The 22333-nt window shown below is 60.6% G+C and carries 19 protein-coding genes; 10 read left to right on the forward strand and 9 right to left on the reverse strand.

The window, feature by feature from the left end; all coding sequences use genetic code 11:
- Positions 1 to 11: 11 nt before the first annotated feature.
- Both BB934_RS35875 and BB934_RS35880 read right to left on the reverse strand, forming a co-directional pair.
- On the reverse strand, positions 12 to 3593 hold the full coding sequence (locus tag BB934_RS35875; protein WP_099514543.1) for a YhaN family protein: 3582 nt from the start codon (positions 3591 to 3593) through the stop codon (positions 12 to 14).
- Complete coding sequence (locus tag BB934_RS35880) at positions 3590 to 4837, reverse strand: metallophosphoesterase family protein (protein ID WP_099514544.1); 1248 nt, start codon at positions 4835 to 4837, stop codon at positions 3590 to 3592. The genes BB934_RS35875 and BB934_RS35880 overlap by 4 nt, the downstream gene beginning before the upstream one ends.
- Positions 4838 to 5571: 734 nt before the next feature.
- Here BB934_RS35880 and BB934_RS48635 point away from each other — a divergent pair.
- The 3 genes from BB934_RS48635 (at position 5572) to BB934_RS35890 (ending at position 7616) form a co-directional block, all read left to right on the forward strand.
- Positions 5572 to 5712, forward strand: coding sequence for a ribbon-helix-helix domain-containing protein (locus BB934_RS48635; protein WP_173909555.1), 141 nt, complete (start codon positions 5572 to 5574; stop codon positions 5710 to 5712).
- A gap of 174 nt (positions 5713 to 5886) precedes the next feature.
- Complete coding sequence (gene repC / locus BB934_RS35885; protein WP_099514860.1) at positions 5887 to 7041, forward strand: plasmid replication protein RepC; 1155 nt, start codon at positions 5887 to 5889, stop codon at positions 7039 to 7041.
- Positions 7042 to 7328: 287 nt separating this feature from the next.
- Positions 7329 to 7616, forward strand: a complete 288-nt coding sequence (locus BB934_RS35890; RefSeq protein WP_237050595.1) for a WGR domain-containing protein — start codon at positions 7329 to 7331, stop codon at positions 7614 to 7616.
- Positions 7617 to 7772: 156 nt separating this feature from the next.
- On the opposite strand, the gene BB934_RS35895 is transcribed toward BB934_RS35890, so the two are convergent.
- From BB934_RS35895 to BB934_RS35905, 3 genes are all read right to left on the reverse strand, one after another.
- The gene (locus tag BB934_RS35895; protein ID WP_099514546.1) at positions 7773 to 8282 is read right to left on the reverse strand and encodes a flavodoxin family protein; all 510 of its coding nucleotides are present in this window, start codon (positions 8280 to 8282) and stop codon (positions 7773 to 7775) included.
- A gap of 196 nt (positions 8283 to 8478) precedes the next feature.
- Positions 8479 to 9282 carry a DUF3800 domain-containing protein gene (locus BB934_RS35900; RefSeq protein ID WP_237050596.1) on the reverse strand — a complete coding sequence of 268 codons (804 nt, stop codon included), beginning with the start codon at positions 9280 to 9282 and terminating at the stop codon, positions 8479 to 8481.
- 60 nt (positions 9283 to 9342) lie between these two features.
- Entirely contained in the window at positions 9343 to 10296 is a 954-nt protein-coding gene (locus BB934_RS35905; protein ID WP_099514548.1) for a tyrosine recombinase, read from the reverse strand.
- 149 nt (positions 10297 to 10445) lie between these two features.
- Here BB934_RS35905 and BB934_RS35910 point away from each other — a divergent pair, with 149 nt between their 5' ends.
- The 4 genes from BB934_RS35910 (at position 10446) to BB934_RS35925 (ending at position 13906) form a co-directional block, all read left to right on the forward strand.
- A complete protein-coding gene (locus tag BB934_RS35910) occupies positions 10446 to 10922 on the forward strand; it encodes an antitoxin Xre/MbcA/ParS toxin-binding domain-containing protein (RefSeq protein ID WP_099514549.1) in 477 nt (158 codons plus the stop codon).
- A 46-nt stretch (positions 10923 to 10968) separates the two neighbouring features.
- On the forward strand, positions 10969 to 11385 hold the full coding sequence (locus tag BB934_RS48475) for a DUF433 domain-containing protein (RefSeq protein ID WP_099514550.1): 417 nt from the start codon (positions 10969 to 10971) through the stop codon (positions 11383 to 11385).
- Positions 11382 to 11972 carry a Uma2 family endonuclease gene (locus BB934_RS35920; RefSeq protein WP_099514551.1) on the forward strand — a complete coding sequence of 197 codons (591 nt, stop codon included), beginning with the start codon at positions 11382 to 11384 and terminating at the stop codon, positions 11970 to 11972. The genes BB934_RS48475 and BB934_RS35920 overlap by 4 nt, the downstream gene beginning before the upstream one ends.
- A gap of 950 nt (positions 11973 to 12922) precedes the next feature.
- Positions 12923 to 13906, forward strand: coding sequence for a P-loop NTPase family protein (locus tag BB934_RS35925; protein WP_099514552.1), 984 nt, complete (start codon positions 12923 to 12925; stop codon positions 13904 to 13906).
- Positions 13907 to 14828: 922 nt separating this feature from the next.
- Here BB934_RS35925 and BB934_RS35930 read toward each other — a convergent pair.
- Positions 14829 to 15026, reverse strand: a complete 198-nt coding sequence (locus BB934_RS35930; RefSeq protein ID WP_099514553.1) for a KGG domain-containing protein — start codon at positions 15024 to 15026, stop codon at positions 14829 to 14831.
- A gap of 133 nt (positions 15027 to 15159) precedes the next feature.
- Complete coding sequence (locus tag BB934_RS35935) at positions 15160 to 15435, reverse strand: hypothetical protein (RefSeq protein ID WP_099514554.1); 276 nt, start codon at positions 15433 to 15435, stop codon at positions 15160 to 15162.
- Between the two features lie 272 nt (positions 15436 to 15707).
- On the opposite strand from BB934_RS35935, the gene BB934_RS35940 reads away from it, so the two are divergent.
- The 3 genes from BB934_RS35940 (at position 15708) to BB934_RS35955 (ending at position 18338) form a co-directional block, all read left to right on the forward strand.
- Positions 15708 to 16292 carry a hypothetical protein gene (locus BB934_RS35940; protein ID WP_099514555.1) on the forward strand — a complete coding sequence of 195 codons (585 nt, stop codon included), beginning with the start codon at positions 15708 to 15710 and terminating at the stop codon, positions 16290 to 16292.
- A gap of 542 nt (positions 16293 to 16834) precedes the next feature.
- A complete protein-coding gene (locus BB934_RS35950) occupies positions 16835 to 17818 on the forward strand; it encodes a P-loop NTPase family protein (protein ID WP_099514557.1) in 984 nt (327 codons plus the stop codon).
- Positions 17811 to 18338 carry a hypothetical protein gene (locus BB934_RS35955; RefSeq protein ID WP_175608898.1) on the forward strand — a complete coding sequence of 176 codons (528 nt, stop codon included), beginning with the start codon at positions 17811 to 17813 and terminating at the stop codon, positions 18336 to 18338. Before BB934_RS35950 ends, BB934_RS35955 begins: the two co-directional genes overlap by 8 nt.
- Positions 18339 to 18580: 242 nt before the next feature.
- Here the strand turns inward: BB934_RS35955 and BB934_RS35960 are convergent, their stop codons facing one another.
- The gene (locus BB934_RS35960; protein ID WP_099514558.1) at positions 18581 to 20920 is read right to left on the reverse strand and encodes a DEAD/DEAH box helicase; all 2340 of its coding nucleotides are present in this window, start codon (positions 20918 to 20920) and stop codon (positions 18581 to 18583) included.
- A gap of 28 nt (positions 20921 to 20948) precedes the next feature.
- Positions 20949 to 22262, reverse strand: coding sequence for a hypothetical protein (locus tag BB934_RS35965; RefSeq protein ID WP_099514559.1), 1314 nt, complete (start codon positions 22260 to 22262; stop codon positions 20949 to 20951).
- Between the last annotated feature and the right edge of the window lie 71 nt (positions 22263 to 22333).

Below are 22333 nucleotides of genomic sequence, written 5' to 3' on the forward strand. Positions count from 1 at the left end.
CGGACAGCTCTCTAGCTCGCTACCGCCCGCAGCTCGACTGGCCTGCCATGCGACTGCAGCCGATGCACCATCACGCTCCCAGACGGAAGGGTACTGAACGCCGCATCCAACACGTGGCGGTGATGGGTGAAGAGGATGACCTGTGTTGACCGCCCGAGCTCCGCCAGGGCGGCAAGTCCTGGCACAACGCGCTCGTCATCGCTGGTGATGAAAAGATCGTCGGCAAGGAAGGGGAGTGCCTCGTTCTCAGCCACGTGCCGCTCAATGGTTGCAATGCGCAGGGCCAGGTAAAGCTGATCACGGGTGCCCTCGCTCATTCCTTCGATGTCGCATTCGGATCCGTCGGCCCGGAGGCCGATCAGCGCCGGCGCATCACCATCCCGGTAGCGGACGGCCAGCCGCGCGAACGGATTGGCACCGGTCCCGGCCACCAGACCGAAGATCTCGCTCGCCCGGCGGACCAGCGGGTGCTCGTTGGCGGCGCGGTAGCGCTCCATCGCCCGCTCCAGAATGCGCCGGGCTGCCTCCAGGCGCATCCAGCGCTCGGCGCAGACGCCGATGCCGAGGGCGGCGTTCTGGGCCTCCTGGGCTGCTTCCGCAGCGCCTTTCCGCCCGGCAAGATCGCGAAGCAGCCGGTCGGCCTCGGTTTCGGCCTGGGCGGCAGCCTGGCTGTCGCCGACGAGGCGCTCCTCGTCCTGCTCCAGCGCCAAGAGTTCGGCAGCGTTCTCATCGGGGGAGATGGAATCCGCCTCCTGACGCAGCGCCTCTTCACCAAGTCCGTCACCGGCCCGGGCGAGTTCGTTCCGCTTCTCGGCCAACTCGCCAACGATCATGCGACGGTCCCGCGCCTCCGCAGCGGCGGCAAGCGGATCGGCAGCCGCATCCAACCCGTACTGCCGCAACAGATGCTCCATCCGCTCATTCGCGACACGAGTGGTCTCAACCGCGTCGGTGTGGGAATGGCGCGCATTCTCGACGCGGCGGGCAAGCTCCGCGAGCTTTTCGGTCTGGAGCATGTCATCCCGGAGCCGCTCGTACAGCATCCGAACTGCCTTCTCCGGGTCGGCCGTTTCAAGGTCAGCCGCTATCACGCCGAGCGAGGCGTGCAGAGAGTGCAATCCATCGCGGAACTGCTGCAGATCCTTCCGCAGCCCGTCGAGCCGGCGCATCGTTTGGGACCGGTTTGTCGAACGGTCCCGGATCGAATCCCAGATCGACAAGGCGGCTTCCGCCTCCGCGGGCGAAGCGTCGGCAGGGAGCTGCAGGCGGGTGACGGCCTCCCCCCATTGCTCAAGCCAGCCTGCGCGCTCGGCAGCGGCGCGGACCACATCTTTCTCCAGACGGGCAACGCGGTGCTGCATGTCCTGCAGGGACGTGACGAGGGCTTGGCGCTCCGTCCATGTCTTCAGGGCTGACGCGTGAGCCTGTCGTACTCTGCGGAGAAGTGCGGAGAAGGCCTCATCATCGCTGACGGATACGCCGAGCAATCCTGCCGCCTCGGTCACATGACAGTGCGCAGTTGTGGAGATGGCGCGCGCCTGGTCCAGAGCCTGTTCGCTCTTTCGCGAGGCCGTCAGCAAGCGGATAACATCATCCCGCTGCCTGAGCCAGATCAGCATTTCAGTCGGCGTGCCTGGATCGGTGTCGCAGTCGGCCCAGAGCGCGGTCCATCGGTCCTTGAGCGAGCATAGTTCCGCCTGTGCACGCTCCTCGTCTATCCGCAAGGCATCCAACGCGACGGTAAGCCTCTCCTTCTGTGCGGAAAGGTCGGCGAGGCGCACCACACGGTGCCCCTCGTGTTCACGCCGGTCGACGAGTTCATCCGCGTGGCGCAGCGCAGTCTCAAAGGAGCCAGCAAGATCGCCACTCGGGGCAAAGGCGGTCAGATCATCAATGACCGAATCACGCCCGTCAACAAGGCGCGTACGAACCAGCCGCCAACCGATGTCACGATGGTCGCGGGCGGCTTTGACGGCAGCCGGGGAGGGCACTTCGCCGGTGGCCGCCAGTCCGATGATCTCGGCCTTGACCTGCTGCAGCTCGTTGTCGGTCTCAGCCAGCTCGCGCTCTGCAGACCTATGGTCGTCGACGGCCTTGCGCCAGGCCTGCTCATACTGCGAAACGAGTTCGATCGCCGGAACGGGCCGTGCTGCCAGATCGTCGGCCGTCCCGGTCCAGCGGGGAACCCGGCTCAGGGCCTCAGTGAGATCCCGTTTGGCGTTCGCATTGGCTGCTTCCGCCTGGCTAAGCAAGCTCGAGACATCTCCTTGCTGGAGGACCTCGTTCAAGATCTCAGTCGCCTCAGCAGGATCGACCGTCGAACCGGAGAGGGTCTGGAGCTTTTGTTGCGCGGCCTCGCAGGCTTCCCGGGCCTCCTTGAGATCGACTTCCAGCCCCTCCAGTCTGCTCAGGACGGCTTGCCCGCCACGAGCCAATTCGCGCAGCCTGGCGATGAGCGGAACTGAGGGCATCTGTGTCTCAACAGCGGCAGGATCTAGGGCCAGCCCGAGCTGTTGCAGATGCCCGGCGATTTGGCTGTCGTCATTGGTCTTATCGCGTATGAGCTTTGGCTCATCCGCGACCTTCTTGCGGTAATCTCCCAATGCCTCGTTGAGGGCGGTTATCTCGTCGGCGTGTGCCAGAAGACCCCTGGGCTTCGGCTCCGCAGCGATCTCCGTTTCAAGCTGCCGAAGGAGATCCTCTGCCCGCTTTGCTCCGGCGGCGGCCTCGCGCACGGCACTGTCAAGACTGCGCCACTCCCGTTCGAAGCTCTCAGGCAGCATCGCCGCTGTCGGACTGAACGTCGTCAGCCGATCTTCCCGCTGCTGCATGGCCGCCAGGATCGGACTGATGCGACGAATGCGCTCCAGCTGCGATCTTTTCCGCCGCAACTGGGTCATGGCCTCGTCGAGACTGTCTCGCCTCTCACGGGCGGCCGCCAGGGCAGCCTCGGCCTGCCGCCACTCTTCGGTCCTAAGGGCGTCGGATCGCACGGCCTGCTGCGCCTTCGTGAAACGGTCGATCTGCTGCCAGATCGGCTTGCCCGCCGACTTGCGCTGATCGAGAGCTCCGAGTTTGCCGATCTCCTCTTCGATCCGCCGGAGGGCATCGCCGACCCGTGTGAGGCCGCTGCCGGCCTCGAACAGGCTGGTCGTCAGATCGCCGCCGTTCTCCAGCATCTTCTTGCCGCCTGCACGCAGCCGCTGGTGGTCAAGACCGAACATCCGCTCGAACAGCTCCCGGTCGGCCGCTCCGAGAAAGCGGGTGAGAGCATGATCGGGGAGCGTTGCCTCTTGTTCCGACAGGAGCGTCCCGGAGGTGCCTCTGCCTTTTCGGCGTTTGAACGAGAGACGGTCGCCGGCAGCGTTGGCGATGGTCGCTCCGACGCGCATCTGGCTGTAATCGAACCGAAACCCGTAAGGGGATCGCAGCGGGATGCCGAACAGCAGGTCGGCAACCGAGGACAGCAAGGTCGACTTGCCGGCCTCGTTCGGGCCGAACACGATGTGCAGTCGAACATCGTTTCCGGTCAGATCAAGGGTCAGGTCTTCGAAGCGCCCATATCGCTCCAGGGTGAGCGTCTCAAGTTTCATGGCTGAACCGGCTCGCTCGTGAGGTGATGCAGGAGCAGCGCTTCCGCATCGGCGAGGATGCGTGCCATCTGTTCGGGAGCAAGGTCATCAAGGCCTGACTTCGAGCGGGCGCCCGCGGGAAGCTTTCCAAGGCCCTGCTCGAGAGCGTCCCGGATCACGGCGCACTCGTCGGGATCGGTCCTGACCTCGTGCAGAAGTTGGACGAGATCGTTGAACCCTTCGCTTGGGGCGTGCGCTGCCTCGGGGAGTACTGTCTCGACTTCTACGCGCTCGATCCAGACGTCGCCCTGTGCCTGAAGGGCGAGGGAGGAGCACTCGGCTTCGAGGCGCTCCGGATCACCGGCGAGAACCCGGTGCGCCGGACTGGCGCCGGTCAGGACGAGGCGGATGGCGAGCATCCGGCCATCCGCCTCGTCAACTGCTGCTTTCAGGGCACGTCCGATCAGCGGGCAGGTATCATTCAGGGTCGATGCGGACGACACGTCGATGGTGACGCGGGCCCAACGCACGACGTCGACCGGGATCGGCTCGACCTGGCTGACGCGCCCACCCTCGACGGTCACGAGGGTAAAGCCCTTGGCTCCCGGCTCATTGACATGCCGGCCCTGCAGATTTCCCGGGAAGATCACGTGCGGTGCCTCGCACAGCACCTCGCGGGTGTGCACATGGCCGAGGGCCCAGTAGTCGTAGCCTTTAGCGACGAGATCGCGCAGCTCGCAGGGCGCGTAGGTGTCATGCCCCGGACGGCCCATCGCGGAGGTGTGGAGGAGGCCGATGTTGAAAAGACCGGGGACCGGCTCCGGATAACCGGCCGCCAGATTCTGCGGGATCGCACGGTCGGCAAAGCTCTGCCCGTGGATGGCCACATTGAGGTCGGGGAACGTCCAGGTCTCAGGTGTCCGGCTCGAGAACTCGCGGACATTGCCCGGCCAGCTCAGCCTCCGGCTGATGACGCTGGCAGCATCGTGGTTGCCTCGGATCATGGCGACCGGGATGCCGGCGGCGTTGAGGCGAGCGAGCGTCTTCACGAAGAACAGGCCCGTGCCATGGTCGGGCCAATCGCCATCGAACACGTCACCAGCAATGACAACCAGGTCGACGCGCTCATCGACAGCGAAGTCGACCAGCTTCTCGAACGCGCGCCTGGTTGCGCCGATGAGCTTTTCGGCCTGCTCGCCGGCCCGCTCTCTCAGGCCCGACAGCGGGCTATCGAGGTGGAGATCCGCAGCATGAATAAAACGCATGTGCCCCCGCACTGGGGCGTGACACTTGTTGCTGCCCCAACGCTCAGCTTGGGGCAGGCGTGAGGGCAGCGACAAGTGAACAAAGAAGGAACTGTGCCGCTGCCCAAGTGCGAACCCGAGAAGAGTGATCTAATGGTGACACCGCTTCCCATTGATTGGCATCGCAGCACTTAGGATGCCCACTCAGCATCGGGTTAGATGGGCGGCAACCAGACGAATGTGGCGTGTATTTAGCGCAACTCTGCGAGCGCCGGCTGGTATCGATCGACCAAGGAGCAAAGCAGGTGCGATGATATACAAACGCATGCCGCGCGCCAACTCGGGAGGCTTCCAGAGTCTATTTCAAATAATCAAGGGCCTTAGCAGTTCGGTTAACAGTTATTAACCGAGGAGCGTCCCCGTCGCCGAATCGTAATTTGAGGTCGCCTGTTGAACTTCAGGGCGAATACTACGGCACTGCGAATCAAGTGTGTAAGTATGAATCGCCCGGAACCGGGCTTTTACATGCGAATTGACTCGGCCGTTTTGGCTAAATGATTCTTGCCAAAGAAGTTTCCCACCGCTGAATCGATCTATTGTGAATGGATTCTTGACGCGCGACTCCACAGCCAACTCAGAATCGGTCATCTCTCGAAACGGCACGAGTGTAACTGGTGGATGTCATGCCTGACGCTAAACGAGCCGAGCGCGTTCAACGCTTCCGTAAGTCTCGCCGAGAACGGGGAGACAAGGAGATGAACGTCTGGGTTCCTGGGCTTCTAAGCACTGCTATTGACGAAGCCGTCGAGAGTGGCCGCTTCAAGTCGCGTGAGGCCGTCATCACCTATGCCCTCGAGGCCATGTTTGCCCAAAAGGATCGAAATGTCGTGACGTAAACCAGGCAAAGCAAAAGGCCCACGAAGCTGGAAACTTCGAGGGCCTTTGGAGACCACCGCGAGGGTGGGCATTCGGAATTGGTTGCACAATCCTTATGCCATCCCGACAAGCTGCGTGTCAAGAGCATCGGTTTCGGTGAGCGCTCCAGCTTTGCCCTCAACATGGAGGGTACGATGCAGATCGCATCGTCAGGAGGCCGGCGGCTGAGACATGCTGCTTTGGCCGCGAGAGAACTTGTGCTCGAAAATGGGCGCACGGTAACGCGAAAAGAACTATCTGCGGCAGCGCGTGAGGCTGCCAAGGCCCTGGAATTGCGGAACGGACCCCGATCGGTCCTGTCCGAGCTCGTCGCCTGCTGGGGCGAGCAGGAATGGGAGCGGCTGCTGGTGTGGCCGTCCAACGATTACCTGATGAGCCGGACCGGTCTCTCGGAGCGCTCCGTCCGGTATGCGTTCAAGGTCCTTATCGAGCAGCAGCTCATCGTCCCGAAGGAATCTCCGAACGGAAAGCGCTACGCGGTCAAAGACTTGGCCGGAGAGCTGGTCGACGCCTTCGGCTTCGACCTGACCCCCGTGTACGCCAGGCGAGGGGAGTGGGCTGAGCGTCTCATCGAGATGAAGCAAGTCCAGGAAGCCCGTAAACGCGCCTTTGACGAGATCACCATTGCCAGGCGGGCCGCCGAAGAGGCCCTACGTGCTTTGGCCGAGCATTATCCCGATCTCGATCGCTCCGACCTGGAAGAACAGGTTAAAGGCCTGAAAGCCCGCACGCCTGTGCGCAGCACGAAGGCCATGCCGCATGCGATCCTCGATGAGTGGATAGCGCTGAGGATGGCATGCGAGCAAGCTTTCTTAAAAGCGGGCAATGGCGGCAAGGACTGCCGTCACACTAATAACAACAACGGATCTCCTAGTGAGTCTTGTAACAAAGGCTTTCCGAAGAAAGCTGAGGCGGTTCGTCAAAGCGAACAAACCTCAGAGCACCTATCACCGGAATTGATCCTTGAGGCCTGCCCCACCCTCAGTGACTACGGTCAGCCGGTACGGGATCTCGCGGACCTCGTCTCGGCCGGCCGCTACCTGCGAGCCGCGCTCGGGGCGCACGAAAGCGCCTGGGCCGAGGCGGTGGAGGACATCGGAACCGTCAGGGCGGCCATTGCGGTGATCTACGTGCTGCAGCTCTATGAAGACGATGTTGCCAAGAACGGCGGGGAGAGCCGGATCAAGAACCCAGGGGGCTACTTCCGGGCCTTGGTGCGCATGATCAAGGCCGGAAAGCTCGACCTCGGCGTCGAGCTGCTCGCCATGCGCAGACGAAGGATGTCGTAAATGACCTGATCGTTCCTCAAGACGCCGTGACCCGCTTGCGGAGGCTTGCCACCTGTCTGCGACGCCAGCCCTCGAGTTTGGCTGCGGATCGGCGGGGCAAGTCAAACGCTGGCCCGTTCAGGATGTGCCGAGATCACGCGCGAGATTACTCACGAAGGGAAACTTGATAGGGGAGGATAGGCCATTTTGAGGCATAATGGGATTTGTATGCCTGCCAGGAAGACAGTGAGCCAGCAGGGTACATCACGAATGTGAATCGTTGCGGCGTAAAGGATTCAGCACTTTGATTGGACCTCGTCGAGGCCCTTGCGCAACATGGATGTATGTCTGAATACGCGATCCAGTACCTAGTGCTCGACAGGTTTGATCCCGCCTGCAACATGGCTCGCTACTATGTCCTGGCGATCGAGCCGAGCCTGTTTGGCAACCCAACGCTGATCCGCGAGTGGGGCCGGATCGGACATCAAGGGCAGAGGAGGGTAGAGCTTTATGACAACCAATCATGCGCGGCGGAGGCCCTTGAAACATGGCTCCAGCGAAAGCGGCGGCGTGGCTACCAGCTCAGAAGTGGATAGGAGGGTCGACATGATAGACGCAGGTTGTGTGCGCGATCTCTTCCTCTGAAATCGGAGGTGCAAAGGCTGACCGGCTATGCCGTGGCAACGGTGAGTCTGCTTGCTGATGAGTGGCGCCTGCCGTTCGATCATGTTCATGACGCACTATCTTGCCGTCTAGAACATTCCAATACTCATGCCTACCGCGAGTGCGGCTCCGAGTTCTTCGCAGCGCTTCAGATCGTCTGGGCCTATGACTTTAGGGGCCAAGATCGCTTCTGCCGTCTGCGCGTGCGTGCAGACAATCAGCGGATCAGCAATGGCCTTGAGCCGCCACCCGGTCGCAATCCGCGCAAGCTGACGTGCTGCGCTGTGACCGTCGCTTCCGGCGCAGATCAGCGTCGCGTAGGGACGCCCGCTGATCCGGTCGAGCGCCGGATAGTAGGTTCGATCAAAGAAGTCTTTCATCAGCCCGGCGATAGCCGCCAAATTCTCGGGAGTGCCGAAGATATAGCCGTCCGCCTCGAGGAGGTCGACTGCCTGAGCCGCCGGTGCCGGAAGCAGGTGAACGCGAACGGTCGGCTCTGAAGCTGCACCACGGGCAGCAGCCTCGACCATCTGACGGGTACCACCGGTCATCGAGTGATACACGATCAGAAGCGTTTTCGTCGTGCCGGTATGCAGCATGTCCTCCGTCGGTTGAAATCCTGAACCTCATAGCGAGTGGCACCTGGGGAATGAACCGGCTTAGGGTCCAGGAGTTCACGGTCATCCATAAAGCCAAGCTTAAGGCTGAACGGCACAACTTGACATTCCCGCAACTCATCCCAATATCTCAGATAAGTGGATTGGGGGTTGTCCCCGGTCGGCGCTGGGCCTCGGTTTACCGGGGCCTTTCGCTTTTCTCGGGGAAAACCTTCCGGTCCCACACCTTCGGCAGGATGGTGTCATAGGCCCGGTTTTCCTGATCCGGACGCAGCGTCTTCAGACCGATGGGCCGCGCAATGAGGTCAGCGATCTGAAGCCCGACCGAATTCGCCTTCTTGTCTGCGAAGAGGATCTCGAAGCCTTCTATCGGCCCGCGGCTTAGGGGATTCGCACCTGTCGCAATACGGCGGAACTCAAGTTCGAGCTCTCGATCCTCCTTGCCCCCACTGCCGCCCCGTGCTTCGCAGACGATGTGGGTCAGCCCGTCTGTGTCCTTCGCGATGTCATCGAGGTACTCACGCGCCCGTTCCATACAAAACAGGAGCGCCAATTCGTAGGGGCTCTTGGGATCGGTGTAGCGGCGGGCCAGCACATCCTTCCTGATCGTGGACGCCACGACGACCATTGGGCATTCGTCAATGATCTTTGTGAGTTCCCGCATGAAACGCCATTTCTTGTCTTTGTTGCCAAGAAACACGAACGGGGCTTCGGCTCGCCGGATCTCGTGCTCATGCAGAATTGCGCAGTCGTGCCCAAACCATCGAAACTTGAACTCCTGAACAGCGGGAACAAGCCGATGGATGTAGTCGTCTTTGCGAATGATACAGAAGGCAAGGGCGAAGATTGGATATTGAGGATCGATCGATTTGAGCGAGTGATCACCACTCTCGTCAACGAAGATGATGTGATCGGAAAAGAGCAAGATTGCCTCGGCTGAAGTTTTGACGGCGACAGAAGTCACACTAACAGGAAGGGCCATACTGACCCATTTGAATGTTCCAAAGCCAAAGAGTGAGTTGCGGGTTGTATCAGGATGACCTTACCCATCAGCTGTCTGTAAATCATTCAGAGGGTGGAGATCTCGGACCATGTGGTGGAGGCGGGAGGTGTCCAGGTGAGTGTAGATCTGGGTGGTCTCGATGCCGGCATGTCCCAGCAGCTCCTGCAGAACCCGCAGGTCGGTGCCTCCGGAATGCATGTGGGTGGCAAAGGCATGGCGCAGCACATGCGGTGACACCCGCTCGGGGCTCGCCAGCCCAGCGGCCACCGCCGCCTCCTTGATCTCAAGCAGAGCCGCCTGGCGCGTCAGCGCCTTGCTGCCATTGCGGACCGAGTGGAACAGCCAGGGGGAGGGCGCCCCGGCGGCATAAGCGCGGGCCATCCTCTGCCAGAGGGCAATGGCCGCGATCGCCCGCTCATGCAGCGGCACCAGCCGCTGCTTGTCGCCCTTGCCGCGCACCAGCAGCATGCGGGTGCCGGGAGGCGCCGCATCTGCGGGCAGGGACAACGCTTCGCTGATGCGCATGCCCGAGGCATAGAGCGTCTCGAACAGGGCCGCCCGGCGGGCATAGCCAGCTTGGCGATAAAGGCCGACCGAGAGGTCGGCTGCCAGCCGGTGGGCGGTCTCCAGCAGCGCTTCGGTCTCGGCAATCGACAGGACGAAGGGCAGCTTGCGGGACCGCTTCATGGCCGACAGATGGGCTGTGGGATCGCGCGAGCCGAGTTCCTCGGCGATCAGGAACCTGTGCAAGCCCCGCGCCACCGTAATGCGTCGTGCCATGGTCGAGCCGGCATAGCCGCGCTGGTCGAGCGAGGCGATGTAATCCCGGATCTGCTCGAGGCCGACCTCGTCCAGGCCCAGGCTGTTCTCGTCGAGCCAGGCGAGATAGCAGCTGAGATCGTCGGTGTAGGTGCCGATGGTGCCGGCTGAGGCTCCGAGCTCCGTTGCTAGGGCGTCGAGCCAGAGCTGGGCCAGCCGCTGATTGGTCCGCATGCGATCCTCCTGTGGGAGGATACTGGCACAGCATCGGTTACAGACTTCTTGTCAAAACTCTCCAGGCCGGCGATCAGGTGCAACCTAAGTTACAACCGCGGTGTCCAAGCAAATTGGCCGCAGTTCTCCCTGATGCTATAATTCAGGGCATGACCCAGATGGCCGACGAGATCCGCACCCTCATTACAGATCTTTACGATGATCCTGAGGACTTCCTGAGGAAACCTCACCAGTGGTTCGGCGGGCGTTCGCCGGACGAGCTCATGGCGACTGAGGCAGGCCAGTTCGTGCTCCTGAAGTTCCTTCGCGGGGGAGACCACATGCCGCCCATTGAAACTGATCGAGACTTCAAGCCCTACACCGCCGCGAACACCGACCGCGCCATTGACCAGACGATTGCCCGTCTTGAGGAGCAAATCGAGCAGCTCAGGGCTCTGAAAGGATCTGGACCAGAGATCGCCAGCGTCATCGGAAGAGCACGGGAGGTATATGGCGATGAGGGCCTGCTGTGGCTCCTTGAGTATAACCAGGTTCTGCAGACGACACCTTTGGATCTCGTGCTCAAAGGTAAGGCCGAGCGTGTTCTCACGCAGCTTGGACGGATTGAGCACGGCGTGTACGCGTGAGCGTCGCCAACATGCTTGTGGGAACGACGCCGGAAATCTTATGTGAGTGCAGCTGGAAGGCTTTCTGCTGAGAAACCTGGCGGCCGACGAGGTCGCGAGCTTTGCGGATCATCTGAAGCGCAGAGGCCGGTTACAATACCCTGGAGCCGGGCGCCTGCGGACCAACAAGGCTTGCGTGGAAATGACGGAAGAACCGATTGTGAGCGATCCCAAAATCCTGGGCGGCATGTCGGTCATCAAGGGCACACGGGTCCTAGTTTATGACTTGGCGGCATCCGTTACAGCAGGCATCCCGCGGGATAGAATTCTGGCGGCCTATCCCACCATCGAGGAGCACCATCTGGATCTGGCTGTCGCTTACGCAGGGGCCAATTCATTGCCGCGGCAGATCCGTCATAAGCTTCCTCCACGGCCCGGAGCAACGTTGGGAAAGTCGGGGCGGATACTGCGGTGGAAGGAATGACGGCCGACGAGTTTTTCGATTGGATCGAGAGGCAATCCGAGCCGCATGAACTCGTAGATGGCATGCCAGTTCGCATGATGGCGGGGGCCAGGCAGAGCCACAACGTGGCTATTACCAATATCGTGGTAGCACTAGCCCCGTCAGCCAAAACGAAGGGCTGCCGCACAACATCGAGCGATACGGCGGTCAGAACCGGCCAATTCGGAGTCCGATACCCGGATGTCGTTGTCGATTGCAGCCCGCCTGATCCGTCGGCGAAGGACGCGGTATGGCCCACAGTCGTCGTGGAGATGTCCTCACCCGGCACCTTGTCCATAGACCTGACTGATAGGATCGATGAGTATCAGGCCCATGACGACATCCAGGTCATCATGCTTGTGGAGCCGGATGTCATCTCGGTGAAAGTCTATCGACGCGACGTGCATGGCCTCTGGACCATCGAGAAGTACGATGAACTCGAGCAATCCATTGATCTTCCCGAAGTAAACTCGTCCATCCGGCTGCGGGACATCTACGACACTTTGGAGCCGAAGTCGCGGCCGCGGTTGCAGGTGGTGCAGGAACCAGAAAGCAAACGCAAGCCATAACTGAACAGAGAGCTGGAATGCGAAAGCCGGAAAGCTGAGATACCAGCGTTCCCGCGACAGGAGGGAGAGTAGTCCCCATTGAAGGCTCTGGCCTTAGGACACCATCGAGGACGATGCAACATGCTGAGTTCCCGTACCACAAGGAGCACCTTTGTGCTGCCATTCTTGAGCCCGACAGGAGACTTCTTGTCAAAAGAGTTGTTACACGACATTTCTCCGTCAGAGGTTGGATTACACTTTGGAGTTCGAATTCTATTAATGGATCGGTCTGCCTGAAAAGGCTTACGGCTTTTCATTGGACGTGGTGACGTGTTGTCAGCAAGGATCGGCAGATAGTTGACATCCAACCCGCAGCTGGCAAGGAAGTCGAGGCCCTGGAAGGCTTGCTTCACCGCCAACAGCGTCGTGGTTGCTAAGTGCGGAGCACGCCAATCACGGGTCATACGGTAGCTTACGTGCGGTGATCGCATTGGGCAGGCGAGGGCGATTATCACGTCATCAATGGTGTGCTGCGCCCCGGCTGAGAGAATCTCTCGGCCTCAGCCGGGGCGCCTGCGATGCCGGTTGCAACACCGCATTGACACGGGCTGGTACGCCACGCGCCCGATGAATCACATGATGCCCGGTCAAGGTAAACAATCAGTATTTGCCCGACGCCTTCAGTGAATGTCGCAACGCGCCATCATCAACCATGGCGCTGATGGCTTTTATGGCGAGAGGGAGAAGACCCCAGAAGATACAATCCCAAGGAAGAAGAATGGGACGAGCATCAGACGGTGAAGGACAAGACGAGACAAATCCCAAAAAGGACACCTCACGCTTCGCGCAACGCCGAACCAGAGCGCTTCGGCCTGGCCGAGCCTGACATCGTCGCCTTCTGCAATAGGCTGGCCCTCACGTCAGCAGCGCCAGCCACACTCCCATCATCCTTTCCCCAAGAGACACACTTCATGTCGACACGTTCCCTCACCGTTGACGAGGCCATGCGCGAACTCGTCACCCAAACCCGAGAGCTCCTGATCGGCCAGGATGCCGCTGTCACGGCCTTTGCGGCAGAAATCTGCCGGCACCTTGCCCTCAGCCCGCTGCAACGCAGGCCCGGCATCTTCCTCGTCGCTGGCCCGAATCTCGACGATGACCATCTCGGGCTGCCATTGGGCCTTGCCGCCACCCTCAGGAAGACCGGCGGACGGTATGAACTGGCCTCCAGCCAGGGAGAAGATCTGGCCCATATTTTTGCACCTCTCTCCAGTGGAACTGAGGTCCACTCTCTGCTGCACTCGGTGAAGGACAATCCCAACGCCCTGTTCGTATTGCAGGATATCGACAAGGCCCAGCCCGGCCTTCTCAAGACCCTCATGACCGCTTGGACCCAGGGGTTCATTGTCGATGACGGTGGCGAGAAGATCCCGTTGGCCGAGGCGATCTTTGTCCTGACCACCGAGGTGGCGCAGGAGAAGATTGGGCAGATCGCCCGCAGCGAGCCGGATCCCGACCGGCTGCATGTGGCGTGCCTCAAGCTCCTCGTCGATGCAGGCTTCCCAGCCTCGCTCCTCAAGAGCATCGATACCGCGTTTGCCCTGAAGTCGCTGACGCCGGGCGAGACGGTGCTGGAGCACCATCGTAGCTTTTCCGAACAGGTCACCTCCCATGGTCTGGTTCTGGAGGAGGGCGGGATCGATGGTCGGATCCTGGCTCATTCCATAGACTCATCGATCAAGCCCAGTATCGCTGATGCCTTGTTGCCGCGCGATGAGCTCGATGCGCGGTTGGCGCAGGCGAAAGCCGCGGGCGTTCACACGGTGCGGTTGGTGCTGGGCGAGGAGATCATCAACGTCGTCCCGGTTGACGAACCGCGGGTGCATACGGAGGCGCTCCCTCCTGCCAATGCCGTTCCACTTTCTTCGCCAGAGGGCGAGACGGCAGGTAACTGACAGAGTGGGCGTCCGAGATCGCTCGTGGCAATCGCAGACGCGTGATCTCATGTCCGTCAAGTCTTACCTGCTTCTATGAGCGTGAGACGTACGGCCGCTTGAGATGCAGATCTCGTTTTAGACTTTCCTGACGCCACTGGTAATCCGGATGCCGCTCGCCCAGGCCCTCCTCACTGTTCGTTGGTAGAGGCATTTGAGACGACAGATGGATGAGGGTGAGAGCAAGTGAAATCCCAAGAAAGGATGTTCCAGCGTGCTGCGCCGCCAACCGGCGCAGCACGCGACGGTCCAACCTCATCACATGAGCCCAGTTGTTCGCTGCTGAAAGAGCGCGGGCTCATCTCCGATCAACCCATCAACGAAACGACCCGTATGACGACTGATTTGAATACCGCAACCTGCGAATTCTGTGACTTTAGTCACAGACGACGTCTCCTGCAAAAGCGATTGTCAACCTGGCCTGCCGGTGCGTGCACAGCAGGATGCAGGAGAGCGGGATGACGCAGCCGACGCAAAGCGCTCCTGAGCCCAATCAAAATGCCGTTAAGGACCATGTGAAGGCGATGTTGAGGAGGCTCCTTCGGAAACCTCAGCCAAATGAGCAAGCTCATCAACACATTCCCTGAGATTACGCAGGCTCTCACGGCGCGCTCAAACGGCAGTAGCGAGCCATCGGCCATTGGGGCAATGAACTTGTTCCGCTTGCCGCCACGTGCGCCACTCTGCTCGAAGCTGGCAGACTTCTCCCGCCATCATCTTCTGACTGGGTAAAGCGGAGTCTCGCCGTAATGACGGAACTGCCTTGGAGGGCCCTGGCAGCGGTCACAAGGCTCTCCATCTATGGAAGCAAGGTGATCTGCGCGACTACGCTGCCATTACGGGACTGCCCATCAGCAATGCGTCCGTTAGCTTCGGCTGTGGCCTATCCTTGATGATCTTTCCTGCGGCCGAGCGAGTTCTGGCCTCCCTTGCGGCCAGCTTTTGAGGCAGATGCAGTGTTCTGGGAGAAATGGCGCTTCTCAGCCGGGACGCTTTTGCCGCCTTTGCTTGCAATCTCGCGACGCCTTTCCTCACTCATTGAAGCAAAGCCGCGCTTTGGCGGGTTTCCATCAGCGCCCATGACCGTTCTCCGAGACTCCCTGGCCCTAAACCGAGAACGACCGGTGCTGGTAGAAGTTCGGGCAGTTCATGAACATATCTGGATATGCCGCCGTCGGGCAGCCTGTTGGTTCAGATTGCGCTACTCGTTCTGATTACTTGCGAGCGGCCATGAGATCGTGGGTGAGGACGGTGAGTTTGCCGATCAGCGATGCCATATCGCCCGGATCGCAAGACCACTGAGTGCCAATGGCGGATCCGTCAGCGGACACGGACACCACGGCGAGCGAGCGCAGCTGGCCTTCACGGGCGAGCCGCAGATGGTCCTGCAGCAGATCGATCATCGATGCGGTGTTCTCATCGATCGGCGGCGTGCTGACGGGATGGAGCTTAGCCACCGATCCACTTTGATTTGCCTGCTTGTCGCTCATGGTACACCCCGCAATAATTCCCAGGCTCTTACGGCCTTCTGAATAAGGATTCGCACTAGACATGAACCATGCGTCAACACTAGGCCGGTGCTGCAGAAATATTGGCCGTGTCGTATTTCGACAACAGGACCAAGTAAGCTTGGCCAATACCATTGGCAGCGGCGCTAATGAAGATCCTTTATGGACACGCTGCAGCAATTGCGCGGCGGTGGACACGGATGAATGATGGCTCAGGTAACGAGGTTGCAGGCAGCAGAACGGGGTTCGAAATCATGAGGAATCAGGTTCTGCTGGACCTCGGTCAACCGCTCGACCGCATGCCGGAGGCTGAGGTGGCCTTGCGGCTGGCCGAGTTCATCCTGTCGCTCCCCGCCTCCGGAGCAATGGCCAGCGTCGCGGTTGACGGGGCCAGCCTTAGGGTCGGCGACGGCATCATCTTCGACATCGGCCGCTTCATGGCCACCACCGGCTGGCAGCCAGTCAAAGAGGCGCAGGCCGGTCGCAACGTCTGGACTGCCGCTTACCGGCGCGGAGACAAGACGATCCGGGTGCATTCGCGTCCCGGCGAGGGCGACGTGGTCGCCCAAGTCAATGGTCGCCGCATCATCGCAAAATGCAGCAAGGGGCCGCTGGCCAGGAAGCCGGGACGCTCCGAGCATTCGCTGCTGACGACAGCGCTCGCAGAGGCGATGCTGTTCGATATCGCCGCCGACGACATCGCCGTTGCCGCCGTGCCGGATACGCCCGACTTCCGTACGCTTGCGGAGACTTGGCGGCGCCGACCGCTGGTCAGGCGGGCCGGTATCCGGATCGCCCTCGTGGCGTGCGACGGCGCAGTATCGGGATTGGCTCTCTAGCCAGTCCCTATTTGCAGAGGATCATCACGCTCATCGCCTTCGCGTGATCCGCAATGTCGGCTGGAGCGAGAGCCAGATTGACGCCTTTCGTCCCCACGCGAGGAAACTTGTGGTGAGCGTCTCTTCGCCCGTCCAGAGCCGGGGTAAGCAGCCGAGCCACTGATGCGGCTGCGGTCATTGTAAACATGAGAGCCTGCAGTGCGGCGTTCCTCCCGCAAATCGCGGCGATCTCAAAGAGCAAGGCACTGCCGCATGTCCCTGACGATCATAGGGCAGACTGCTTGCCTTCGACAGGGTCAGCTTGTGCCAGGCACGGCGCGACGAGAGGTGAAGCAATCCCAGGAGAGAATGACGGGAAGATCATCGAACGGGGGAAGGAAAGAAGGGACAAATCCCAAAAAAGGACACCTCACGCCTCGCTCAAGGCCGGTCCGAAGCGGCGCAGCGCCTGAGACGAGAGTGAGATCGTCGAGCCTTCAGCAGGCGGCCCGTATCACGCAGGCCGGCCCGCTCATCCCATCAATCCGTTCAGTAGGAACTCCATGTCCACACCACGTTTCCATCCCGAACAGGCCGCGCGGGATCTCGCGGCACTCACCAAGAAGCACATGGTCGGCCAGGATGCCGCCATCGAGGCCTTTGCAGCAGAGGTCTGCCGCCATATCGCACTCAGCCCCCTGCAGCGCGGGCCCGGCGTCTTCCTCCTTGCCGGCCCGAACATCGAAGACCACCATATCTCAATGGTTGCCGGCCTCACCACCTCGCTGAAGGGCAGGGGCGTCCTATACAGCATGGCCGCCATCGACGGTCAGGATCTGGCTCAAATCTTACCATCCTTATCCCACGGGATGGACGCGCGCCCGCTGGCGCATATTCTCAAGCACCGGCCCGATACCGTGTTCATCTTTCGGGACATCGACCAAGCCCGCCTAAGCCTCCTCGAGAAGATGAAGCGGGCCTGGAGCCAGGGCTTCGTTACCGGCGAAGGGGGCGAAGCGATTCCGTTGGCCGATTCCTTTTTCGTCCTGACCACCGGGGTCGCGCAGGAGCAGATCGGCCAGATCGCCCGCGAAGAGCAGGATCCGGACCGGCTGCATGTGACGTGCCTCAAGGCGCTGATCGATGCCGGATTCCCGGCCTTGATCATCAAAAGCATCGACGGCGTGTTCGGCCTGCAGCATCTCGACGCGGCCGAGGTGGCTCATGCGCACTACCGAGGCCTTGCAGAGCAGGTCGCCGCGCATGGCTTGCTCCTCGAGGAGGGCGGCATCGACGCGCGCATCCTTCTCCAGGCCATAGACCCAACCATCGAACCCCATGTCCCGAATCTCCTGTTGCCGCGGGATAACCTCGATGCGCGCCTGGCGCAGGTCAAAACCGCCGGCGCTGGCACGGTCAGGCTCGTCCTGGACTACGAGGCCATCCGTATCTTGCCGGTGGAAAAGGGGACACCTCAGTGGGTGATAGACGCATTCGCCGCTGTCGATCCGGTGCCCTCCGCTGATGGGGAGGCCAAGGATGAGTGAGAGCGTGAGCGATCACGAACTGACCGTTGAGGCCCGGCTCGAGGCGCATGCGCTGCTCGATCGCCTGACGAGGGATGGGCAAACCTTTGCCCGCGAGGATGCAAGGCGTCTGATCGCCCTGCTTCCAGTCACAACGCGGCGGCGGTTCTCGTTCACCGGCCTGTTCCAGGGCCGCGGGCCTGGCTTTCGCGGGCGGGCTGCCGGTGTCGGCGACGTGGAGTTGGACGGGGAGGGCAGGGAAAAGCGGGTGTCCTGGAACACCCCACCCGTTCACCGCATCGGCGGCTATCTGGTTACTCATACGCCAGGGCAGGTTGTGATCGAGCTGCTGTGGATCGCGACCCGGGAGGACGCGTCCGGGCAAAGCTGTCAATTGCTCTATGATGCCGACACAGGCGAGCCGCGAGCGATGGAGATCTCGATTCAGCGAACACTCACGCTGTTGTTCGTTCGTCTAGCCTATATCACCTATGCGGTCTGGAAGACGCCAGACACTAGGACGGCTGATCATCCTCGTTAACGCTCGCCAGCGGCAGGCCTGTTAAAGTCGGGCCTGCCGCATGGTGCCTTACGCGAGGTTATGCAGTCAGCTGGAGCCTCTCTGACGGTAGATCCTGCCGTGGAGTCGAACGGGTCCACCTGATGTTGCCTGCCAGTGGGGAGTTCCAGATTCGGAAATAAAGAAGCTGAAATCGACGCGACCACCGATACAATAGCCATTCAAATATAACCCAGTGCTGCTATAGCTTTGCTCGTTCCGTTCTAATGACGGTTTTGTCCAAGGAAACGCCCGAACTCTCTGCGATCCTCCTCCTCGATTATTGCCTCCTCATCCAGCCACTCGGATGGAATCGGCCTGACCCGCCAACCGGCATTTTCGAGTTGTTTGATCTCAGACGCTTCATCGAGTGTGGAAGATCCTCCAACGGGGTAGATCATCGCGCGATATTGACCTTTTTTAGTTTTAACGCAGAGCGCTCGACCGAATTGATCGAGAGTGACAAGCTCTTGAATAGCATGCGATGTCAGGGGTCCCTTGTACGGCTTACCAGCATAGGCCCGAGATCCCTTCTGCGCATTTTTGATAATGATGCGTAGTGCCTCAATCCCGGCGTTGGCCGTCGGGGGCCAGTCCGTGTAGTTGAATGAGGCGAACACTTCCGTGCGGCATCGGGAGCGCGTCATCATCACGTTGACTCGTTTGTCACCGCTCGGCGTTGAGATCGGCCCTAAATTCGGATGCAGTTCGCCTCCTGGCGTGCGTCCGTAGGTCAGCGAGACAAGAATGATGTCCCGTTCCTCGCCTTGGACATCAGAAATCGTTTTGACAAACAGTGGCTCGTCGGCCGGAAGAGTGTCGACTCCGGAGCAGTCCTCCAGCAGCGAGGCAATCAGCCGCCGTTGCGGCTCGTTCATGGCGATGATGCCGATGGATTTCGGCCACTCTCTTGCCGTCACAGGCTTGTTTTGAGCGTCGCGGATACAGCGCCGCACGGCGTCAACAACCTGCGTTGCTTCCTCAAGGTTGTTCCGAGAGGTAGGGTCATAGAACCCGCCCGCAGCATGGAATTTCACACCGTAGTATTCGGCCGGTAGCGGCGATGGCACGATCCGCAGGCGATTGCGGTAAAAGAGACGGTTTGAGGCCTCGATCAGGGCAGGGTGGCGCGACCGGTAATGATACTCCAACATCCTTGTCGGGAACGAGGCTCGTTCAGCCGCTGTTAGAAGGCTGGTCACCTCGGCGGCACCTTTGCCTGGATCCATCCAGAGCGGCACATCTGGTGGCATCTGCCAGCTGTCGCCACAGACAACAAGTTGCCGCGAGGCCGCTATGGCCGCTCCGGCTGACGACAGAGGCATCTGGGAGACCTCATCAACAACGAGGGTATCAAAGGTCCAATCCTCGGGAACACACAGCGCGAAGGCCTCTGGAGAGGTCAGGATAGCCTTGGGGCGCATTTGCGCAGGGCATGACTGCAGGATGTTGATGATGCCCGATAGCTCCGGGACGCCAAGCGATTCCGCGACCCTTGTGTGGTTCAAGCCCTCGCCCTGTAACATGAGAACTTGGGACGCCTCCGGAGACAATCGCAGGTGCTTCCATATCGCCTCGATTGCGTTCATCTTCTCCGCCATGACCAGGACCGACTTGCCGTCCTGGATTGCGTTGGCGATCACATTCACGATTGTCTGGGACTTCCCGGTTCCAGGGGGACCCTGGACGATGAGCTCGGGGCAACCGGAGCGTGTGTCGGTGATAATGCTGTCCTGGAAGGAGTCGGCCTCGATCCGATGCAGATTCTTCGCGTCAGGTGCCCGGCGGGTTTCGAGCGCCTGTGGCCGGATGGATTGTACCGCAGCTTCATCTCCGCGGCTGGCGAGAACAAGGCGCGTAAGCGTGGCGTGGTTCAGGAGGCGTGGATTGCGGTAGGGATCGAGCCGCGACGCCATCAGCCGACGGGTCTGATTGAAGAGCCCCACAACAAGCCGGTCCTCATAGCCAGCGATTTTGGGATGAATGTCGGCTTCCGGATCGTCTGGAGGGACTTTCGGCACCTCGTCTTTGGGAATCCCGAGGCGGACAAGGAGTGTCTCGTTGAGTTCGGGTGCCGCCCCAGTGGACCTGACCCGGATACTCTCACGGGAGATATCCAGTTCGATCGACTGGAGATAGAGCGGGGCAAAGCAATAGGTCTCGTCGGCTTCTTCCCAAGCAACAATGCCGAGGCCGAGGTTAAGGGCCGATAGGCCCTGCTGATCCCGCAGCTTCCGATCTTCTGCAGCAATCTCTTCTAAGATCGAGCGTGTTTCCGCCAGAGGAGTTGCTGCCTTGAGGTCTTCACCGATCTGCAGACTCCGCATGGAAGCGAGAGCTGACCAAGCAGAATAGGCCGAGCCCTCCAACGGCAAGATCCGCCTGCTGCCGCTTCGTGGAAGGGTCATCAGCGGGTTCTGGTCTGACACATGGAAGACTGAAGCCCGCATGGCCTCGAGATGAGCAGAGATATCAGGATACGGCATGGTAGACTTACTTATGAGATGGGTAGACAGGCCTGCGTCGCAGACACGAATATCGACGTACCCCGGCAGCGGTTTCATATCATTCTCGAGAGAAGAGCTCGGTGATCTACATCAGCTTGTGGCGGAGCTTGTCGGGGCTCTGCCATGCTGAAACCCTCTCGAGGGGATCGTCGAAAGGCGAGTAGGCCGCCAGCACATCCGGATCGCGCTCGGGGTGTGCCCATAACAGGATCTCGCGGCGGGAAAGGTGTTCTGGCCATTGGAGGGCATTGACAATCCTGACATAGGCCTCGCGAAGTGTGGGTCTCCAACTCTCAAGGGCATTGTCAGTGGGATAGCCTTCGGCGAGTGCAGCCTCGATCTGGTAGTCAAACTCGGCGAGCTCAATTCGAACCTTCGTCAATTCACATCCACTCTGAAGCTCAGCACTGAGCAACGCTGCACGATACATGCGCAGGTTTACCCAGCACCATGCCTCCCGGCGTAGACTTTCTTCTATTATGTGTCTCCCACTATACCCCTTTGTATACTCTCTGGGTCCTCTATACACGCGGTTCAGGTATTCTCTGGCCTTATCTTCGGGCCAATCCTTGTGCAGTTGGCGGTCCTGCGCGACGGCTCGAATCCATGCAAACAAGACATCGTCCGACAGTTCCAACAGGTCGGTGGCCGCCGGAAGTCTGTGAGTTTCCGCAAAGTTCGGATACAGAGCCAAAAGCACGTCTGGCATCGTTGTGGGATCACATGGGTCTGACAGATCGTAGGGAAGGGAGAGGCCCTGCCGTATCTCGGCAGCTTTGGTGATTTCATTAGCTCGACGCTCGTAATCGACGAACGCGTCTTCCCGGGCCGCCTTCTGCTTGCGTTGCGCTTCCTCGTACGCCAGTGCCCTGTCAGGACCTTGATAGGTGGCGAATTTCGGCGCGACCTTCTTGGGCGGTGCCGGCTCAGGCTGGGGCAGGCAGTTGTCATTGGCAGGCAAGCCGGCGCTCTTCGGTAAGAAGACCGTAGCGGCCCGAGGAAGTGCCTCCTTGCTTGGCATAGTCGGCATCTGCTCGGCCGTTAGCACGGGCGCCGGGACGTTTGCCCGTGCCCGCGCCGACGAACGGTGGCCACTGCGCCCACCGGCCTTTGCGCGCGACTTGCGTGGGGGTGGGGGATCGCCGGGAAGATTTTTCCTCGGCCGTCCACGGGGGCGCTTAGCAGGAACCTCATTCGACTTCCAAGGGCCCGGCGATACTGCCTTCGCCAGGTCAGGATCATACTGCCCGGTTGCGTCCAGGCAGCGCTCGATCTGGCGGCACTCATGGAGCAGGCTGGTTTGCCGTGCTCGGATGACGGCGACGTTCTTCTCATACACGGCCCTGGCTGCTTGGATTTCAAGCTCGGTCTTATCTGCAAGACGCTGCAGGCGCCCCATGCGCGCATTCGGGCGCTCCTCGCCCCAAGCGTATGGATCTCTTCTGGCCATCGAACCCCCAAGGTCGCTTC

It is taken from the genome of Microvirga ossetica (genome assembly GCF_002741015.1).
GTDB classification, from domain to species: domain Bacteria; phylum Pseudomonadota; class Alphaproteobacteria; order Rhizobiales; family Beijerinckiaceae; genus Microvirga; species Microvirga ossetica.

Coding starts and splice junctions, on each gene's coding strand:
- BB934_RS35920 (WP_099514551.1), top strand. CDS start 11,382: ATGACGGCCGACGAGTTTTTCGATTGGATCGAGAGGCAATCCGAGCCG.
- BB934_RS35910 (WP_099514549.1), top strand. CDS start 10,446: ATGACCCAGATGGCCGACGAGATCCGCACCCTCATTACAGATCTTTAC.
- BB934_RS48635 (WP_173909555.1), top strand. CDS start 5,572: ATGAACGTCTGGGTTCCTGGGCTTCTAAGCACTGCTATTGACGAAGCC.
- BB934_RS35925 (WP_099514552.1), top strand. CDS start 12,923: ATGTCGACACGTTCCCTCACCGTTGACGAGGCCATGCGCGAACTCGTC.
- BB934_RS35935 (WP_099514554.1), bottom strand. CDS start 15,435: ATGAGCGACAAGCAGGCAAATCAAAGTGGATCGGTGGCTAAGCTCCAT.
- BB934_RS35900 (WP_237050596.1), bottom strand. CDS start 9,282: ATGGCCCTTCCTGTTAGTGTGACTTCTGTCGCCGTCAAAACTTCAGCC.
- BB934_RS35960 (WP_099514558.1), bottom strand. CDS start 20,920: ATGAAACCGCTGCCGGGGTACGTCGATATTCGTGTCTGCGACGCAGGC.
- BB934_RS35880 (WP_099514544.1), bottom strand. CDS start 4,837: ATGCGTTTTATTCATGCTGCGGATCTCCACCTCGATAGCCCGCTGTCG.
- BB934_RS35905 (WP_099514548.1), bottom strand. CDS start 10,296: ATGCGGACCAATCAGCGGCTGGCCCAGCTCTGGCTCGACGCCCTAGCA.
- BB934_RS35930 (WP_099514553.1), bottom strand. CDS start 15,026: ATGGGCGCTGATGGAAACCCGCCAAAGCGCGGCTTTGCTTCAATGAGT.
- BB934_RS35875 (WP_099514543.1), bottom strand. CDS start 3,593: ATGAAACTTGAGACGCTCACCCTGGAGCGATATGGGCGCTTCGAAGAC.
- repC (WP_099514860.1), top strand. CDS start 5,887: ATGCAGATCGCATCGTCAGGAGGCCGGCGGCTGAGACATGCTGCTTTG.
- BB934_RS35965 (WP_099514559.1), bottom strand. CDS start 22,262: ATGGGGCGCCTGCAGCGTCTTGCAGATAAGACCGAGCTTGAAATCCAA.
- BB934_RS35950 (WP_099514557.1), top strand. CDS start 16,835: ATGTCCACACCACGTTTCCATCCCGAACAGGCCGCGCGGGATCTCGCG.
- BB934_RS35955 (WP_175608898.1), top strand. CDS start 17,811: ATGAGTGAGAGCGTGAGCGATCACGAACTGACCGTTGAGGCCCGGCTC.
- BB934_RS35895 (WP_099514546.1), bottom strand. CDS start 8,282: ATGCTGCATACCGGCACGACGAAAACGCTTCTGATCGTGTATCACTCG.
- BB934_RS35940 (WP_099514555.1), top strand. CDS start 15,708: ATGAGGAATCAGGTTCTGCTGGACCTCGGTCAACCGCTCGACCGCATG.